Raw genomic sequence first — 18,345 nt, 5'->3', positions numbered from 1 at the left:
TCAGGGCCGACTGCCGGCCATCGAACTCGCGGGATTGATTGAGGAATTGGAATCTGTTTCAAGCGACGCTGGTGTCAAAATTCTCGCGGGATTCTGTTCATCGGCTGCGAGTGCCCGTTGAAAAGTCTGCGGCTGCAGATAGTTGGCCATTCCTTTAGGAGTTTTATCCTTGCCCTGGATTAGCTTGGGGCCGTGGGTTGTCGACTGCACCTGGTCATAGATTCGCCCATTCTGAAAGGGGCCAATTCCCAGCACCCACAGGTCGCGCGCCTGGCTATTGCCGGTCGCTACGCCGGCCTGCCACACGGGCTCGCGCGTCCGTTGGTCGTAGGCAAAGACCCCGATGCGCGCGGCACCCAGTTGATGATTGCGCCGGCCGAGCGCCAGATCGGGCATTGTCGGCAGCGATTCGCCACCGGGAGCCATCGCGGCAGCTGCGGTCCGCACGACCACGCCGGTAGGCAAGCCATAGGTGGCTTCGTTGCCATCGGAACCGAGCGCACCCAGGCGAGCCTCGACGATGATATCTGCCGTCTCGGGTTTGTCTTGCAGCTGGCAGTTATAAGCCAGCATTTGTTGCCGCAGCGAACTAATCACATACTCGACGTTCGAGTTGTTCATCGGCGGCCTGTTCGGCGCATTCGAAGCGGGCATGTACTGCTTATCGAAGAAGACCTTCTTGCCCGACAGCGGGCTGAAGTCGATCTGGCTCACCGCGTGATCCACCGCATCGGCCACGACGAGCTGCTCGGTCGCCAGGCGCGACTTATTCACAGAGCAGCCTCCGCCCACAAGCAGCAAGGTCCAAGCTGCCCACAGGCAAGTTTGAGATGTCGAGAGAGAGGGGAGACGCATGGCGGGAGTTTAACACTCTTCCAGATTTCCTTGAACGTGAGTTTAGGTGGCTAGCGACGCACTTTTTCGCCGTGTCCGCAGGATGGGGTGTGACCGAAGTTGGCTGCTAGCCCTCACTTCAGTTGGGGCATCTCGTCATTTCGGCAGGTCGGTCCCGCGTTTGACTTGGTGGCGCGCATTGCGGGACTTATGCCCGGTCAATTCGCCCGTCTGGCGTACATCGTCCAATCTCTTTTGAGGCTGCTACGTTTTTGCAACCGGCCTCATAACTGGCGGGTTACCTGACAGAAGTTGGCGATACCAGGCACACAATCGCCAGGCCCTTGCGCGAAAAATGCTAGCACGGGTTACTTGGCGTGCGTCGCGCGATACGATTGTCTCAGCAGCTAGCACTTTATTCGCCATCTCCAACACTCAGCATTCACCATGCAGCCCGTCGTCGAAGTCAATCATCCGCTGGTTCGTCACCACCTGGCCCGCTTGCGCGACGTCCATACCTCGCCGGCGGAGTTTCGCGGGCTGATTCAAAAGTTGGCCGGGCTGCTGGCCTACGAAGCGACGCAAGACTTAGTGCTGCAGCCCCTGGAAGTGCAGACGCCGATTACCACGACGACTTGCCAGGTGCTGTCGCAGCGGATTGGGCTGGTGCCGATCTTGCGCGCCGGGCTCGGATTGGTCGATCCGATTTTGAATTTGATTCCAACGGCTGAAGTCTGGCATCTGGGGCTTTATCGAGACGAAGCCACCGCCCAGCCCGTCGAGTACTACAGCAAGCTGCCGCAAACGCGCCCCGTCGATGTGGCTCTACTCCTCGACCCAATGCTCGCGACCGGCGGCTCCGCGCTCGCCGCCCTCAGCACGCTCCAGCGCTGGGGGGTGAAGCAAATCAAGATCCTCTCGGTCATCGCCTCGCGGGCAGGGATTGAAACCGTCCAGCGCGACTTCCCCGACGCGCAAATCTTCGTCTGCGTGATCGACCCCGAACTCAACGATCGCCGCTTCATTGTCCCCGGCCTCGGCGACGCCGGCGACCGCATTTTTAATACGATTCGGCATGGGGACGAGTGAAGGTTGTTGTGACAAGCGGATTCACCTTTGCAGCGAGAATTACCTGAGAATTCACAGCAGCACTGGTGGCCTCACTTGAAACTGACCGATGGCCAACCGATGGTGAAGGCGATTCAAATTAACTCTGCATAATATCGAAGAGCAGCAATCGTTTGCGGAAGCCCTTGGGCTTCCAGCGTTTGGAGATACTCTTCAACGGATTTTGGTGGGTTCTTCAAGCTCTCTCGCTGCCGTTTTGCTGCCCCACAAACGGCAGCACTCGACAAGCCGATTTGGGAATTAATGAAGTCATCAGGATGCATTGCTTCGATGCCATATTTCGACAAGGTCGAATCGGGAAAGTCCTTGAGGTTTATCGTAATAATTGCATCTGCTCGGGCTTTAATTGCCGCTGCGAGGACGTGTCTGTCGTTGGGGTCTGGAAGCTCAAGATCTTTCTCAAAGTGCTCAAAATCTTCGACCAGGCAATCACGGACGTGCTGATTCATCAAGTCTCGTGTTCGCTCCAGCCTTTCCCTTGTCAGGTCATCACGATTGAGGAGCAGATTCGAAATCCATTCTTCATGAATCTTGTTCGTCCACTTCGCGCGAAATAAATCCGTCATAGCCAAGTGCATGAGGAAATCGCGCAACGGTGCCGGATAAAGGACGCAGGCATCGTAGACGACAGTGAACTTACTCAATTTAGTAACCCATGTTCAACTCTTGCGCTTCTTTGGCCAACTCATCCAGAACTTTCATCCTGTCTTCGTCGATCTTGTTCTTGAAATTCATGATGTCGCGGAACAAAATTCTCCGGTGGGTTCCAACCTGGCGGCAGGGGAGTTTTCCATTTGTTATTAGTCCGATTACGAAAGGCCGCGACACGTTTAGCACCTCGGCTGCCTGCTGAGTGGTTAGTTCTGCATGAACAGGAATGACTGTAAACGCGTTTCCCTGTGCCATTTGAGCAAGAATGTTTGCCAGCAATCGGAGCGCAGCGTGGGGTAATTCGATTGTCTCGGCATCGTCCCCTTCGATTTTCACACGCAAATCACGGGCGGTCTTCCCCATGGCGCGCGCAATCTGTATGCCAGATTTCTTGGCTAGGGTCGCATCATGTTCAGTTGGTGTGACAGTTTCCAGCTTGTCGGTTAATGCGCTCATTGCGTGGCTCCTTTGAAAGGACAACAGTAGCATTATCCGCAGTAAGTGCAATAAGTGAAACAATCGAAACTATCGAAACGAGCCTGTGTGTGACTTAAGTGATTTTCCTGTAATGACTTGGAGTTTTTCGTTCTCCGGCGGATTTGTTCCACGGCCTGTCGCCTCAACGTAGTTTCACGCCGCCAATCTGGCGAGTGCGTGACTTCTCCAAAAACGAGGGGTGTTCAATTAAGGGGGCCTTAATTGAACAGCGAGGTGAGTTTCGCTCGGGTTTGGCTGCAGGAGTGTGTCCAATTAAGAGGGTGCTCGTTGAACAAGTTGGTGCAAAACAGGGGCGCGATTTGGGCGCGAGCGGGCGAGTTAGGAGCCGCGTTCGAGTTTGACCGGGGCGGTCATTTCGAGGTTGTCGGTGAGTGGCACCCAAGCCGGTTGAGTTGACGTAAGTTGGGGGCCCATCGGCAGCCGGGTGTTGATAAATGGTCGGGGTTTTTCAACAGCGAAAGGCGTGGCGCTCGGGTTTGGCGCTGGTTGGTGTTGATTTACCCCAGAGCATTATCAACGAATACGATGTTTTCGGATCGTGCGCAGGGTGAAGTTACGGCGCGAGCGGGGCGAGTTAGGAGAGGCGTTCGAGTTTGACCGGGGCGGTCATTTCGAGATAGTCGGCAGAGTCGCCGCTGTACATGCCGGAGATGGGCATGACACCGCGGGGGTGATGAGAGACGCCGACCACGATGTGCTTGAGCGAGCAGGGTTCGCCGATGGTCGGGTCGAAGCCGCGCCAGCCGAGCACGGGCAGATAGACTTCAGTCCAGGCGTGCATGGCCGCGCGGCCGGCCTCCGCTGCGGGGCAATCGAGATAGCCGCTGGCAAACCGAGCAGAGAGCCCGAGGAGCCGGGCAGCGTCCATCATCAGCACGGCCATATCGCGGCAGGAGCCGCTGCGAATGGTCAGCGTTTGCGAGGGAGATTGCACCCCCTTCACCATTCGCCGCTGATACCTGATCTGGCTGTTGATGAGTTCGCACAGGCACATCAGGAGCGACTCGGCGTCGGTTGCCCTGGTCAGGCTGTCGTGCTGCTGCATCCACTGGCGGACGTCGTTCCGATCGTCGTAATAGGAGACGTTGCGATAGCCGTTGACGATGGGGAGTTCGCGCTCGTCGTAGGTGACCGGCCAGGGAATTCGCCACGGCTCGTGCAGGTCTTCGCGCGGGAACTTGCCCGAGCGCTCGACAATGATGTTGCTGAGCACTTCGAGGCGATTGGCCTCTTCGGTGAAGTCGACAATGGCCACGCTGTTGCTGTAGACATCGCGCGCCCAGACCAGGCGGTGGGCAGGGAAGATTTCGAGCGACATGCTTTCGACGCGCAGGTCGTGCCCTTCGCGCGGGCGGAGCACCAGACGATGTTGACCGAAGGAGACAGGACGTCGATACGTGTACGTGGTTCCGTGTTCAATTCGTAGGCGTGACATTACTGTGCGCTTCCAGCGAAATCCCCTTGCGACCGAGCTGCTTTCGCTCCAGCGGGGTGAACTTCTGATCGGGTGCCAGTTGGCAATCGACCTGCATCGAAACCAATTCTACGCGGCCAAAGCAGCTGGCAACGGCGGCGTCGGCGGCATCGCGACCTGTGCCGATGCGGACCAGTCCATTGAGCGGCGCGAGGCGGGTGGCATCGAACACCAGCCAGCGGCCACCGATGTAACTCTCGAAGCAGGCGTGAAAATCGGGGGGCTGCAAGTGGTAGGCATAGCCCGAAAAGTAGCGCGACGGGATATTGAGCGCGCGGCACAGCGAGATGCCCAGGTGGGCAAAGTCGCGACAGACGCCCGTCCGCTGCGTGACGGTGTCGTAGGCCGATGTTTCGCTATTGGTGCTGCCCCGCAGATACTCGACATTCGCGTGAATCCAATCGACGATCGCAATCACTTTCTCGTAAGGATTGGGAATCTTGCCGAATAAGTCCCACGCCAGGCGGCCGAGACGGTCTGACTGGCAATAGCGACTTGGGAACAGGTAGGGGATCGCTTTGCGGTCCATTTCGGCCACGGGAGTGAAGTCGAGTTTGCTGGCCGAGATGACTTCGTGGGTACATTCGACCGTGGCGTGATAGTCGATGGTCAGGGCCTTCTTCTTGCCGGTTTCTAGCCGCACAAAGCGACTGCTGGCATTCTCGAGCACGAACTCTTCGAACTTTACATAAGGAGTGACTTCGAACTTTTCGTCGAGGATTGTTTGACCGGAGTTACGCTGAGCGTGAATGTTCAAGATCAGTGTGGACGGAAAAGCGACAGTGTACTCGAGGTGACCAGAAACAAGAAAACGCATGGCAGGTAGCTCAAACCGTGGTGAAAGAGGGTGATTTTTTGCAAAACGCCAACGTGGGTCCGCCTGGGCACATTGGGATTCACCTTTTATAGCAAGGCGCGTTCCAAACATCTGGCTGTGCGGGAAATACAGGCGCGAAAGCTAGTTTGTGTTTTGCTGACTGCTCAGCGAATGGGCGCCAGTTTCGTAGCAACTCCGGTTCGGATTTGTTTTTCGACCTCGGGGAGCCACTGTAGCGCTTCGGGATGAGCAGCATCGTAGTACAGCGTGCGGCGCAGGCCTGCTGCAGCGGCGGTCAAGTGACCTTCCTTAAAATCAAGCATGGCGAGGACGAAATGGCTTTCGGGGTCACCCGGCGAGATTGCAATGGCGGCATCGTAGTTGGACCTCGCTTCGTGCAACTCATTGAGCACCACAAGTGCATTGCCACGATTGCGAAGATAGGTTTCATTTTGGGGGCTCACTTGAATCGCCTGCGTGAAGTACTTTAAAGCAGTTTCGTTGTCGCCCCGATTGAGAGCCATGGCTCCTAACATGTTGAGTGCCTGGTGGCACTTAGGATCGATTTTCAGGGCAGCCTCCACATCTTCCGCCGCTTGCTCAGTGTCGCCGGAATTGAGGTAGATATCGGCGCGCCCGCAGTATGCCTCAGCTGCCCGCGGGCTGTTTATTGCAACGTCAAATACATGCATGGCGGCTTCTTTCTGACCAAGTGCAAGCAGGCCTGTTGCATACCATCGACAGGCTCGCAGATTCGTAGGAGCTTTCAGGGCGGTGTCCTGCCATAACGTAAATTCATTGCGAAAGTAACCGTTTCGGAAGAGAGTAAACGTTCCGAGGCAAATGGCTAAAACCACCGTGATTGCAGTTAGCCCTCGTTTATTAGGTTCGCCTATCCCAGATTGGTCAGGACGCAGGCGCGGCAAGAATGCGACAATTGCGACCATTCCACCGGTGAGAACCAAAGCCAACGGTAAATACATTCGGTGTTCAGCTGCAACTTGCGTGATCACGGGCACAAAACTGGAGGTGGGAGCCAGAATGACGAAAAACAATACTCCGAGAAGTCCGACAACCGGTTTTTTCCAATACAGGACTACGAACAGAACGGCCAGCACAGAGACGGTGATGAACGCTGGGAGTTGGCTGGCACTAAGGGGAGGAATGTATGTGCCATAGTCGAATACGAGTGGCGAAGGCCAAACACATAGTTGCAGATAGCGGATGATAATTTCGGATTGAAGAGCGAGGTACGCGAGCCGATCGCCCAGATTCTCTGCTCCCACTGTGCCGCTTCGACCGCCTTGTCTGGCAATCAGAATGAAAGTGATGGAGAGCGAGAGGAAATTCAGAGCGTGCCAGAATCGCCGAGCACGAAATGCGTCTCTCCACGATCCAGCAATCAATGCGACATCAATGAGTAAGATTGCAAGGGGAGCGGTGGCCATGACTTCTTTGGCTCCTTGCCCGACTGCACACAGGAATGCGGTGGCAAGATACCAAGGGCGCGGATTGTCAGCACGGCTACCGCGCAGGAAGCAATAAATGGCCGACAAGTAGAACGTGGCCATCAGCACTTCAGCTCGTTGAATCACATACGTTACGGCGATCGTTAGTAAGGGATGAACTACCCACACGAGCGCGACGGAATAAGCAATTTGCTCTGCAAAGGAGCGTATTCGTTCCGGCAAAAAGCGGGACCGAAAGGCTTCGAACAAAATGCGCCAAATCAAGATCGCATTCAGCAAGTGCAGGGCCAAATTTGTGGCGTGATAGCCCTCCACATCCAGTCCGTGCAATGCGTAGTTGATCGCTAAACTCAAATTGAGGACAGGGCGGCCATCGGTCGTAGCACCGCGACGAGGAGGGGCCCAAAGCACGGAGGACAAGTCGGTGAGGTCGCGAATGGTCGAGTTCTTGACGATCCCTTCTTTGTCGTCGAAGGTGAAGGGTACGGAAAAGGTATTGGAATACGACAGCAAGCCAGCCACGATGATGCTCGCGGCCGCTGCTGCGTTTCGCCACGCTTGCGAGATGTTCGGCTGAACGGCGAGATCGGGCGTTGCCGCGCGCTGTTTCGAACCGCGCGAGAGTTTAGACATGATTTTGAGTTGCCAAAAACCAGAGAGACTTTCCGGATTGCCTTTCCCAGTCTAACCGGTGGGCAGTGAGAAGTTATACGGTCTCCAGGTCGGTTCCGCAGGGGTTCAATCACACTACTTATGGCGTGGGAGATGCTGCTCCCCCTCGACGTAGTTCCTCCTCGACCACTGCGAGTGACTGCTGAGCTTTTTGATAATTGGCGTTGTAGTACGTTGCAAGGCGGAAGCCAACCGCAGCGGATTGCAAACGACCTTCCTTGTAATCGAGCAGTGCCAGCAAGAAGTGGCTTTCCGTGTCGCTAGGCCGGACAGCGAGTGCTGCGTTATAGTCTCGCCGAGCTGCGGAGAGTTGTTCCAGCCTAACGAACAAGTTGCCCCGATTTCGTAGATAAGTTTCTGCTCGGGGAAATAACCTGATGGCCTCATCGAAATACTCCATCGCCTGCGCATTCTCTCCGCGAATGAACGCGATGACGCCAAGGGAGTTGTAGGCCTGATCGGAACGAGGGTCCAGTTTGAGGGCTGCCCTGCAATCCTGCTCGGCCAGGTCAAACTGGTTCAAGCTGGCCAGCATTTCCGCCCTTGCGACAAGTGCGTCAACGGCTCGGGGGCTTGCAACTGCAGCAGAGAAAATACTGGTGATTCCCTCCGTCTGGCCATCCTCCAATCGAGCCTTCGCGAGTGCGCTGCAAGCGCGAACATTTGTCGGCACCTTCAGAACAGTGTCCTGCCACAGCGACTGGGCATTTCGGAAGGCTTCGTTGCGAGCGAACGTCAGCATGCCCAAAACAACAGCCAAGCAGCATGTGAGCGCAATCAGCCACTGCTCGCTGTGGCGAGCGGCACCATCAACATTGGGCGCCTGCTGCTCAGTTCTTAAAGTCAGCGCCGTGGCGACAAGCGTCGCACAGCCCGTGAGCACCAACATCAAGGGCAAGTACATGCGGTGGATTGCAGCAACCTGCGTAGCCACCGGGACAAAACTGGATGTCGGTGCCAAAATCACAAAGAACAGAACTCCTGGCAGTCCTGCCACGGGGTTTCGCCAGAACAACCAGACGAATAGCAATCCGATCGCCGAGACCAAAAGGAACGCTGGCACCTGAGACCAATCCAATGCGGGAATCACGTCCCCGTAGTCGAAAACAAGGGGCGCGGGCCAGAAGCAGAGCCGTACGTAGTTGAGTAGGTGCTGCGTTTGTAGAAACAGATAGGCCCACCTGTCAGCGTGCCGTTCGACCTCGATAGTGCCGCTCCGTCCACCTTGGCTAATGACCACTGCAACCGTCCCAAGCAGCGTCAGAAAATTTAGAGTGTGCCAGAATCGTCGCGCACGAAATGTCTCCGCCCACGATCCGCTGACCACGGCCACATCAATCAGGAGGAGTGCCAGCGGTGCCGTAGCGGCGACTTCTTTCGTGCCTTGGCCAATCAGACAGAGCACCGTGGCTGCGATAAACCAGCGATATTTCGCCTGCTTCGCCCGGCAACCCCGCAGAAAGCAAAACATCGTAAGTAGATAAAATGTTGCCATCAGCACTTCGGCGCGCTGAACTGTATAGGTCACTGCAGCTGTCGTGAGCGGATGAACAACCCAGAGGAGCGCCACCGAAAACGCCAGAGTTCGCTGCAGTGATCGAAGCCGCTCCGGGATCTGTGGCGAGTTGAAGACCTCGAGCAAAATCAGCCAAATCAACAGCGCATTGCCGATGTGAAGTGCCAGGTTCAGGGCGTGGTAACCTTGGACGTCGAGTCCATGGATTGCGTAGTTGAGGGCCAGGCTCAAGTTCAGAATTGGACGGCCGTCCGTTGTTGTCCCGCCGCGCGGAGGGGACCAAAATATCGCGGGCAAGTCTGTCAGATCACGAATGGTCGAGTTTTCAACAATCGAACCAATGTCGTCGAAGACAAACGCACCCTCGAAGCTATTTGCATAGGCAAGGGCTCCTGCTGCAACGATGCAGGCGATGGCTGCCAAGTCGCACCAATTGCAGGTGTCACGCCGCGGCAAGCTACCGACCCGAGATGTGGCAGGGCGAATCGGTTGTCGCAAGCGTTTGGACATGTTGGCAAACTGACGAAGGGCTGCACGATAACTGCAGCCACCATTCCAGCAATCATCTGGTTTGCAGGCAAGGTGGCGCCGCGCAGTATGAAGATTTCGCAAAGCACCGGACTCAACGCACGTCCGGCAGCATTTCTTCGAAAGACTATCCGCCCGCCAACGCGCCGATGATTAAGAACGGCTCTTTGCCGGTGGCGATGGGCTCGGGAAGTGGGGCGTCGGCCGATTCGTTCGAGAGGTCTTGCTGACAAGCAAAGAAGCGAATGAATGGGCGTCGCTGCCTGGTGGTGTGATCGCGAATGGTTCCCAGCAACATTGGATAGCGAGCTTCAAGTGCATCGAGAATCGCCCGCTGGGTTATGGGCGATTCCAAATCGAATTGCACCTCGCTGCTGACTTTCGCCAGGGTGCGAAGGTGAAACGGCAAGTGAACGCGAACAGGCATGGGGGGTAGGGATGAAGGGTGGAGGCGATGAAGAGACGAAGAGATTGGAACAAGGATTGAGCGTAGAACGTAGGTGTGGCTAAATGGATTTTCTGTTTAACCGTTCCTCGCTTCCACCCTTCATCCCTATTTCATTTCAACGTTTGAACTTCGACGCTGACGACGGCGGGAAGATCGCGCACGATCGTGTGCCAGGTGTCACCGCCGTTGGGGCTGCAATAGACCTGGCCCCCTGTGGTGCCAAAGTAGATGCCGCAGTCGTCGAGCGAATCGACCGACATTGCATCGCGCAGCACGTTGACGAAGCAGTTCTCCTGCGGCAGGCCATTGGTGAGCGCTTCCCATTCATTACCGCCGGTCTTGCTGCGGTAGACGCGCAACTTGCCTTCGGGCGGAAAGTGCTCGGAGTCGCTCTTGATCGGTACCACGTATACCGTCTCGGGCTCGTGTGCGTGTACGTCGATCGGAAAGCCAAAGTCGGTGGGCAGGTTGCCGCCGACGTCGTACCAATTGTCCCCCGCGTCATCGCTGCGCATCACGTCCCAGTGCTTCTGCATGAACAGCGTGCTGGGCTTGGACGGATGCAGCGCGATGCGATGGACGCAGTGACCGACTTCCGCGTTGGGATCGGGCAGGACATATTCGCTCTTCAGCCCGCGATTGATCGGCTTCCAAGTTTGGCCGCCGTCGTCGGTGCGGAACGCACCGGCAGCTGAGATGGCCACAAAGATTCGCTGGTGATCCTTGGGGTCGATCAGAATCGTATGCAAGCCCATGCCGCCCGCACCAGGTTGCCAATACTTGCCGGCACCGTGCCCACGCAAGCCGGTCAGTTCGTGCCACGACGCACCTCCATCGGTGGTGCGGAACATGGCGGCATCTTCCACGCCCGCATACACCGTATCGGGATCGGTCAGCGAAGGCTCCAAATGCCAGACCCGCTTGAATTCCCACGGATGGGGCGTGCCGTCGTACCACAGGTGCGTACCCACTTCGCCTTCGTAAGCAAACTTGTTGCCCATAGCTTCCCAAGTTTCGCCACCGTCGTTGGAACGCTGTATCATCTGGCCGAACCAGCCACTCGATTGCGAGGCATAGATGCGATTCGGATCGACGGGCGAGCCCTTGAGGTGATACAACTCCCAACCGGCGAAATGAGGGCCGGAAACATTCCACTTCTCGCGCTTGCCATCCGAGGTGAGGATGAAGGCCCCTTTGCGAGTTCCCACTAAGACTCGAACGCGACTCATGGTTGATCCTTGGAATGTGAGTTCGTGTTAGTTGAATTTGTCGTAACAATTGAGGACAGTTCTGGCGGCTTGCTACGCGCCAGAAAATCGTTGGCGATAAAGGGCTCGCGGTTGCCGAGCACCAGATTAATCACGGGAACCATCTGCTGCGTGCAGTGCACGGCCATAACCTCGGCAACTTGAACCTTGTCATCGGCCCAGCGCAGAATCTTGGCCCCCGGCTGCAATTTGCCAGCGGGCAAAGACTCTTCCAGGCTGATGCTAAAGGGCTGGGTTTCTGTCGTGCGGAGCACTCCTTGGCTGGTCTCGACATCCCATAGTCGATTCTGGGTGCGGAAAATCGACAGCACCGCCAAAGATTTTCTTTCTCCCGCTGGCGCGACCGTAAATACGGCGTCTCCCTCGACGATTTCTTCGATATTGCGCGGGCCAGAGGGTGTGCTCACCAGAGTTCCGTGCGGGAAGCAACCGGGATGGCATGGTACGGGCACCGCTGCCTCTTCCACTTTGGCCTCCGGAAAAAGTTGGGCAAAACGCTGTCGGTCTGCGGTCTCCAGACCCGGCCAATACTGAGGACGAATGTACTGAATTGCTTCGTCCCCGAGCAGTTTGCGGGTCAGGGGAATCCGGGCAACGAACTCAGGTTTCACATCAAACGGGATTTCCCCGGGGAGCATCCCGCTCCGCCATTGCGCGGCAGTGACCACTGCGACAGAGCGCTCCTCGCGCAGATACTCCAGAAACGCTTGCCGCTCGCCAATGTAGCTCCTTTGATATGCCAGGTAGCAACACAGCAGCGTCACCAGCACGAACAGTGTTCGCAGGCTGAAGTTCCACCAGCGTCGCGGAACTTGGGTGGTCATGATCAGAACCTGCGAAGGGTTTCGAAGGTAGCGTGGGCTTTAGCACCTACGCTACTGTTCTAACTGGCTACGTGCGCCACGGCATAATTGCTCGCAGGCGAGGCTCGCGCAGGTAGATCCCAAGCCACATGACCACGCCAATTACGATTGCTCCAGGAAAATTCCCATCTTCGAGACGTAAGTGAGTCATGACCGCTCCGCCGAGGTAGCCGTTCAGCAACGCCGCCCCAAGCACGGCAGTTCGCGGAAAGAGATAGACCACCATGCAGCCGATCTCAATCATGCCGATGATCGGCAGCAGAGAGAGCGGCATCATCTTCTCAATTTGCGCCTTCATCTCACCTTCGGGGGGAATGAATTTTGTCACTGCACTAAAGGTCAGCAGCGCGCAAATAAGCAACGTAAGAACCCAGCCCGTGATGGTCAGCCACTTGGGCTGAGTCGTAACGGCGGTTGATTGGTTGGGAATCTGAGACACGGTTGTTAACTCCTAAGCAGATTTGGCTTTGGCTTCGACGAGTGCCTTGAATCCACCATAGGCCATTCGCTTGCAATCGAAAGGCATGTTGTTGGGATCCATACCCTCATGAATTCGGGGGTCTGCCATCACCTTTTTGTTGACCTGGTCGCGATGCTTGCGCGACTTGTAAATGATGAACGAGAACAGGACCACTTCGCCCGCTTTAGGCTTGGCGACTTTGTTGAACGAGAGCATGTTGGGAATTTCCAAATCTTCCCCTTGGCACTCGAAATACTCAAGGGCACCGTGCTCCAGCCAGATCTTGCATGCCTTTTTGGCGATTTTCACAAAATCTGGCAATTTGGCTTCGGGAACACAGAACAAAAATCCATCGACGTAGCTCATGTTGAACTCGCAGTTTGCTGGGGACGATGAGAAAACGAAAACCAACTAATCATTGGCTGACTTGGCTGGATCACTTGGTGCTGAAGACTCCGGGGCTGGCGACTCGGTTGCTGGTGCCGGCGACTTCTCGACAATTTCCTGCATGCTGGCGAGGCCTTTTTCAAAATCGCCGCCAATCATTTTGTCCATGTTCATTAGCAGGCAAAATGCTTTGCCCATGAAGTCGTTCTCGCCACGCATGGTCCAGGCGACTTCGGTGCCGTTGCCGTCGGGGGAGAATTTGAATTCGGTGGGACAATCCGCGACCATCGGGCGTTTGAATTCCAGCTTGATGAGGATTTTCTCATGGGGTTGGCTGTCGGTAATGGTCATGGACCCTTCTCCCACCTTGTCGCTACCATTCCAGCCATACTTAGCACCGGTTCCTGCCTCCGGTCCTGCAAAAGTTCGTTTCATCTCTGGATCGAGCTTTTCCCACGGCGACCAGGCTTTCCAATTCTGAAAGTTGTTCACCTGCGCGAACACGACCTCCGGCGGTGCTTGCATTTTGGCAGTGCGAGTGACGGTGTAAGTCGAGGGCTGCATGGCCACGATGGCTAGGAATCCAAGCACCACAACCAGCAATAAGGTGCCGACGACGATCACGATTTTCTTCACCATCGCTTAATTCTCCAGGCAGGTTTTGCGAAGACAGGGGAGTCGCAACTCAGATTACTAGTTCAAGTTGCAAACTGCCATCCAGAGGACAAATCCGAGTTGATTTTCGATGAATAGTCGTTTGGTGCAATTGCGAATTCGACAGGAAAATCACTCCCAGGCAAATTTTCTTCGCCGCCAACGGCCAGTAGAATCGGACTCGCCAAATCACTGTCGTTTTCCCTCGAGGTTTCCTCATGAATTCCCAACTGGCGTCACTCGCACTCCTGTTCGTTGCTCACGTTTCTTTGCTCGCCGCCGAAGACCCTGCGGTGCCAATGAAACGAACGAAAGAATACTCGTGGATGAAAGTCGCCACCTGGGATGCGCGGCATGAGCAGTACTTAAGGCGGGCCAAGGAGGGGAACTGCGACCTGCTGTTCCTGGGTGACTCGATCACCGAAGGCTGGGGGAACAACGAAACCTGGAAGAAGCTGTTCGTGCCACGCAAAGCGATCAACTTTGGTATTGGGGGGGATACGACGCAGAATGTCTTGTGGCGCATCTCTAATGGCGAGTTGGATGGCATTCACCCCAAGGCCGTCGTGCTGATGATCGGCACCAATAACTTTGGACTGCACAACGACAAACCCGAAGATGTCGTTCGCGGTGTCGCCGCTGTAGTGAAGACCCTGCGAGAGAAGTTGCCCGAGGCCAAGATCCTGCTACTCGGTATGTTTCCCCGCGATCAGAAGCCGGGGACCGATTTTCGCAAACGGATTGCCACCGCCAATGACGGGCTGGCCAAGCTGGCCGATAGCGAGCGTGTGCAGTATCTCGATATCGGCAACAAGTTTCTGAGTGAAGACGGCACGCTCTCAAAGGAGATTATGCCGGACTTCTTGCATCTCTCGGCCAAAGGCTACGAGATTTGGGGCGCTGCCATCGAGCCGAGCGTGAAGAAGATGCTCGGCGAATAGCGACCGGGGCATCGGCTTGCAGCCTGTGGACAGTTCATGACAGGCAAGATGCCTATCCCACTATCGGCTAAAGTCAAAGTCCACGAACGGCGTGGTGCTCCGCAGAACTACCTCCGAGCGTTCGGGATTGTTCCGGTCGGCATAGCGATGGAGCGTGCCGCGACCATCGCAGGCATAGATGCTGCCATCCGCTCTAAAGCGAAAAGCCGTGGCCGAGATCGGCAGCGTGCAGACGCGCTGCACGGGCGAAACGGAAACGTCGTAGATGGTCGTGCGGCCGGAAATGGTGCCCACAAAGATGCGACCATCGACCACATCGAACGCGCCCCACCAATCGCGGCCAACATCTCCCTGCGAAAACGTCATCACCGTTTGCGTGTTGCCGCTGGCATCTAACTTATAGATGAAACCATCCGGCAGCGGATTACTGTTCAGTGGTGTTTCCAGCCCGCTCCAGTAAAGAGTGCCATCGCGATCAGTGCGGACTTGGCGAGCTAAATAACCACCGTGCTTAAAGACCCGCTCGCCGCGCGGCAACAGTTCGATCAGTGAGCGATCGAGCCCGCTACAGAAGATAATCCGGCCATCGTTAAGCTTGGTCAAGCTCTGTACCCGCGGCGTGAGATCCGTTGGCAATCGGTCGGGGCGCGTGGCAAACACACTTTCTGCCTGCTCCGTGGCAACGACAATTTTCCCCGGCCAGGCTCTGCCATCTGCCAGGATGAACTCCTCGCCCGTGGCAAACGTGACCCACGTGGCAACCAGGCAACATGCCAGGCAGCAGATGCTCCAGAGTTGACGAAAGAAGCGATTCATCTGAATATCCGTTTCCGTGCCAGAGCGGCACCGCAGACCAGTGTGTGTGTACAACCCGCGCGCACTTCGCGCGGGGTTAACAGAAACACTAGCTCAGGAAACAGTTCCAGGTGGAGAATCTGCGTGACAAAAAAAGGGGGACCGAGTTGGTCCCCCTTGGCGTTGTTGATTGCAGTCGCTGACGGCAAGAGCTATTTCTTCTTACCCTTCTTGTCACTTTCCGCATTCTTCTTTTCACGCTCCGTCGGCACGTGTGGTAGGGCAGTGCTCCCCTTCACGCGACGTTCGAGCGTCTTCATCGTTTCGTTGAAAGTGTATTTCAAGTAGTCGTCTTGCTCGTAGATGAGCGATTCGACCGCGGTGTCGATGGCTTGCTGCGAGTTGAAGAAGCTTAGGGCACGAACCGCTTCTAGGCGAACGCGCGGATGCTCGTCGTTCACTTGAACTTGCAACAGGGCGATTGGATCGGCCACACGGTCCTTCCAATAGCAGAGCACGCGAGTCGCGCCAGCCCGAGCACGGAAGTCGGGTGAGCGGAGAACTTGCTTTAGCAGCTTTTCGTTGACCACATCCTGACGCTGATGAATCCAAAGGGCTTCGAGCACCTGATGTTCGTAATCGGCATCCTTTTTGTCCAAGGCAGCCAACCACTTTTCGGTTTCGGCTAGTACATCTTTGGTGTCGCGAGTCGCCAGTTCGGTACGAACGCGGTAGCGAGTTCGTTCTTCTGGTTCGGTGTTGAGCAAACTGAGGAGTTGAGGAATCGGTTCGCCAGCGATCTTGGCGGGCTTCACCAGCGGCTTTTTGGTGTAACGCACCCGCCAGATACGGCCGTGCGCGTGATCGCGGTTCGGGTCACGCAGGTTGTGCTGCATGTGGCCGACCAGCGGATTGAACCAGTCGCAAATGTAGAGCGAACCATCGGGAGCGAATTCGAGATCGACAGGGCGGAAAGCCTGCTCGCTCGATTGCAGCAGTGGTTCGACTGGGTCGGCGTGAAAGCCGGCTCCTTCGTCCTTCATCTTGTACTGCAGCGTCCCTTGGAACCCAATGCAGTTGTTGAGCAGGTAGTTCCCTTGAGCCTCATCGGGGAAGTTCCGGCTGCTCACCAATTCGCAACCGGCCGTAGGACGCCATTGCTTGGTGAGAAACTGTTTCATGCTGGCATGCTTATTGGGATAGTCGACATCTCCCGAGAACGCAGCACCGAAGTAGTTCGCACCACCCGAAGCATCGGCAATCAGATTCTGGCCCCAACGATCGATGTAGTGGCCCCAAGGATTGGCAAAGCCGTACGAGATAAATACGCTCAAGCGATTCGTGCGCGGTTCGAAGCGGAAATAGCCAGCATCCTTGACGCGGACCGGGCCATAGGGCGATTCGACCTGCGAGTGATGAAAGGTTCCTTCAGAGAAATAAAGTGCGCCACCCTGATCGATCGTGAAGTCGCTGATCGAGTGATGCGAGTCGGCCGAATCGAACCCGTGGAGCACAATGGTCCGTTCATCAGCCACATCATCGCCGTTGGTGTCTTTGAGGAACATCAGATTCGGCTGCTGGGCGACATACACGCCACCATCGGCCACTTCGAGACCGGTTGGTATGTGCAGCTTGTCGGCGAAGATGATCTTCTTGTCAGCCTTGCCATCCCCATCGGTGTCTTCGAGGATCAGAATCTTGTCGTTCACCGGTGTACCCGGCAGGTACTGCGGATAGCTGGACATCGTGGCGACCCACAGCCGTCCCTTATTGTCGAAGGTGAACTGAACCGGGTTTTCGAGTTCAGGAAACTCGACTTCCGAGGCGAACAAATTCACTTCGTAACCTTCGGGCACCGTGAACTTCTTGATCGACTCTTCCGGTGGCGAGATGTTGATCACACCCTTGAAGTTCGTCTCGATCTTGGTGAACTCACCGGTCTCGCTGTCGTCGATTTTTTCTGGCACGCTCTTGCCTTGAGCGACGGCCCAAATGCGCTCGTCGCGCTTGGCGATCATCTTTCGCAGCTTGGCGAATTCAGCGGGGAAGTTGACGACGCCGAAGGGAGCCTTGCGCCCGCCATAGATGTAAAAGCCATTCACCGCGCGATGATCGTACCAGAACTGCAGTGCCTTCTCGTTCACTTCGGCTCGCAATTTGGCCAGGTCTGCTTCCTTGGCCGGACGATCGCCAAACAGGCTCTTGTCCATGATCTTGGCAACTTGCTCGTCGCCGTATTCGTTCACATGGATGCCATTGATTGTCAGCTTGATCTTGCTGTTCCCCATCAATTCCTGGGTGGGGTCGAACAGGTCGACGAATACCACGCCGGCCTTCGCCGCAACGTCCTTCATGGCGGCGGTGTACATCGCCAGGTTGCGATTGCTGGCAGCGCCATCGGGTAGTTCGCGCTTGCCGAGATTCTCATGAGCAATTGGTGAGAACAAGACCAGCTGCGGAGCGCTCAAGCCGTTGTACTTGGTGGTCGTTGTTTCCTGGATGAAGTTCTGTAGGTCCCCTTTGAACTTTTCCAAGCCCTTCTCGCCACCGAACGATTCATTGAAGCCGAAGAACGCCAGGATGACGTCGGGCTTGTGATCGGTCAGCTTGTGGCCGTGATCGTTGAAGTCTTTCGATCGTGGACGCAGCGTCAGTTCGTCGGCCGACCAGCCCAGGTTGCGGACCACAAGATTCAACTCAGGAAAGCGCGAGTGGAGCAGCGTTTCGAAATGGCCAAAGTGCTGCTGCCGTTCGGCAAGTGTGTTGCCAATGAGAACGATCTTGTTCCCCTTGGCCAACTTCAGCTGCGGCGCATCGGCAGCCGTAGCTCGATTCAAGGCCAGGGTTAATAAGCCAGTGCAGAGCAGCAGGCAGGTACTGCGGAGCAAGAAACGGAACATGCGAAGTTCTCGGCGAGGTGGGAACAGGTAAACCGATCCAGG

The 18,345-nt window shown here is 56.1% G+C and carries 18 protein-coding genes; 3 read left to right on the top strand and 15 right to left on the bottom strand.

Annotation, left to right across the window (positions count from 1 at the left end; all coding sequences use genetic code 11):
* A complete protein-coding gene (locus ETAA8_RS28645) occupies positions 1 to 774 on the bottom strand; it encodes a DUF6655 family protein (protein ID WP_145096956.1) in 774 nt (257 codons plus the stop codon).
* 507 nt (positions 775 to 1,281) lie between these two features.
* Here ETAA8_RS28645 and upp point away from each other — a divergent pair.
* On the top strand, positions 1,282 to 1,923 hold the full coding sequence (gene upp / locus ETAA8_RS28640) for a uracil phosphoribosyltransferase (RefSeq protein ID WP_145096952.1): 642 nt from the start codon (positions 1,282 to 1,284) through the stop codon (positions 1,921 to 1,923).
* A 113-nt stretch (positions 1,924 to 2,036) separates the two neighbouring features.
* Here upp and ETAA8_RS28635 read toward each other — a convergent pair whose 3' ends face one another.
* The 5 genes from ETAA8_RS28635 to ETAA8_RS28615 form a co-directional block, all read right to left on the bottom strand.
* Positions 2,037 to 2,606, bottom strand: coding sequence for a PIN domain-containing protein (locus ETAA8_RS28635; RefSeq protein ID WP_145096949.1), 570 nt, complete (start codon positions 2,604 to 2,606; stop codon positions 2,037 to 2,039).
* Position 2,607: 1 nt separating this feature from the next.
* Positions 2,608 to 3,069 carry a helix-turn-helix domain-containing protein gene (locus ETAA8_RS28630; protein WP_145096947.1) on the bottom strand — a complete coding sequence of 154 codons (462 nt, stop codon included), beginning with the start codon at positions 3,067 to 3,069 and terminating at the stop codon, positions 2,608 to 2,610.
* A gap of 616 nt (positions 3,070 to 3,685) precedes the next feature.
* Positions 3,686 to 4,546 (bottom strand): transglutaminase family protein, encoded by an 861-nt coding sequence (locus ETAA8_RS28625; protein ID WP_145096944.1) that lies wholly within the window; start codon positions 4,544 to 4,546, stop codon positions 3,686 to 3,688.
* Positions 4,527 to 5,402: a transglutaminase-like domain-containing protein gene (locus ETAA8_RS28620; protein ID WP_145096941.1), complete on the bottom strand. Its 876-nt coding sequence runs from the start codon at positions 5,400 to 5,402 to the stop codon at positions 4,527 to 4,529. The genes ETAA8_RS28625 and ETAA8_RS28620 overlap by 20 nt, the downstream gene beginning before the upstream one ends.
* 164 nt (positions 5,403 to 5,566) lie before the next feature.
* The gene (locus ETAA8_RS28615) at positions 5,567 to 7,225 is read right to left on the bottom strand and encodes a tetratricopeptide repeat protein (protein ID WP_238397596.1); all 1,659 of its coding nucleotides are present in this window, start codon (positions 7,223 to 7,225) and stop codon (positions 5,567 to 5,569) included.
* 82 nt (positions 7,226 to 7,307) lie between these two features.
* Here ETAA8_RS28615 and ETAA8_RS35025 point away from each other — a divergent pair, with 82 nt between their 5' ends.
* A complete protein-coding gene (locus ETAA8_RS35025; protein WP_202921330.1) occupies positions 7,308 to 7,448 on the top strand; it encodes a hypothetical protein in 141 nt (46 codons plus the stop codon).
* 174 nt (positions 7,449 to 7,622) lie between these two features.
* On the opposite strand, the gene ETAA8_RS28610 is transcribed toward ETAA8_RS35025, so the two are convergent.
* The 7 genes from ETAA8_RS28610 to ETAA8_RS28580 all read right to left on the bottom strand — a co-directional run bounded on the left by ETAA8_RS28610 (position 7,623) and on the right by ETAA8_RS28580 (position 13,652).
* Entirely contained in the window at positions 7,623 to 9,569 is a 1,947-nt protein-coding gene (locus tag ETAA8_RS28610) for a tetratricopeptide repeat protein (protein WP_145096934.1), read from the bottom strand.
* A gap of 145 nt (positions 9,570 to 9,714) precedes the next feature.
* Complete coding sequence (locus ETAA8_RS28605; protein ID WP_145096931.1) at positions 9,715 to 10,014, bottom strand: MoaD/ThiS family protein; 300 nt, start codon at positions 10,012 to 10,014, stop codon at positions 9,715 to 9,717.
* Positions 10,015 to 10,145: 131 nt separating this feature from the next.
* Entirely contained in the window at positions 10,146 to 11,264 is a 1,119-nt protein-coding gene (locus ETAA8_RS28600; protein ID WP_145096928.1) for a WD40/YVTN/BNR-like repeat-containing protein, read from the bottom strand.
* The gene (locus ETAA8_RS28595) at positions 11,261 to 12,127 is read right to left on the bottom strand and encodes a Hint domain-containing protein (RefSeq protein WP_145096925.1); all 867 of its coding nucleotides are present in this window, start codon (positions 12,125 to 12,127) and stop codon (positions 11,261 to 11,263) included. Before ETAA8_RS28595 ends, ETAA8_RS28600 begins: the two co-directional genes overlap by 4 nt.
* A gap of 67 nt (positions 12,128 to 12,194) precedes the next feature.
* A complete protein-coding gene (locus ETAA8_RS28590) occupies positions 12,195 to 12,605 on the bottom strand; it encodes a DoxX family protein (protein WP_145096922.1) in 411 nt (136 codons plus the stop codon).
* A 12-nt stretch (positions 12,606 to 12,617) separates the two neighbouring features.
* A complete protein-coding gene (locus tag ETAA8_RS28585; RefSeq protein ID WP_145096919.1) occupies positions 12,618 to 12,992 on the bottom strand; it encodes a DUF1428 domain-containing protein in 375 nt (124 codons plus the stop codon).
* 45 nt (positions 12,993 to 13,037) lie between these two features.
* Positions 13,038 to 13,652, bottom strand: a complete 615-nt coding sequence (locus ETAA8_RS28580; RefSeq protein ID WP_145096916.1) for an SRPBCC family protein — start codon at positions 13,650 to 13,652, stop codon at positions 13,038 to 13,040.
* Positions 13,653 to 13,885: 233 nt separating this feature from the next.
* Here ETAA8_RS28580 and ETAA8_RS28575 point away from each other — a divergent pair, with 233 nt between their 5' ends.
* Positions 13,886 to 14,608: a platelet-activating factor acetylhydrolase IB subunit gene (locus ETAA8_RS28575; RefSeq protein ID WP_145096913.1), complete on the top strand. Its 723-nt coding sequence runs from the start codon at positions 13,886 to 13,888 to the stop codon at positions 14,606 to 14,608.
* A 60-nt stretch (positions 14,609 to 14,668) separates the two neighbouring features.
* Here ETAA8_RS28575 and ETAA8_RS28570 read toward each other — a convergent pair whose 3' ends face one another.
* Positions 14,669 to 15,424, bottom strand: a complete 756-nt coding sequence (locus ETAA8_RS28570; RefSeq protein WP_145096910.1) for a hypothetical protein — start codon at positions 15,422 to 15,424, stop codon at positions 14,669 to 14,671.
* Positions 15,425 to 15,615: 191 nt separating this feature from the next.
* Entirely contained in the window at positions 15,616 to 18,303 is a 2,688-nt protein-coding gene (locus ETAA8_RS28565; RefSeq protein WP_145096907.1) for a PVC-type heme-binding CxxCH protein, read from the bottom strand.
* Positions 18,304 to 18,345 lie beyond the last annotated feature (42 nt).

It is taken from the genome of Anatilimnocola aggregata (assembly GCF_007747655.1).
GTDB classification, from domain to species: domain Bacteria; phylum Planctomycetota; class Planctomycetia; order Pirellulales; family Pirellulaceae; genus Anatilimnocola; species Anatilimnocola aggregata.
This window is presented reverse-complemented; position numbering and strand designations above follow the sequence as displayed.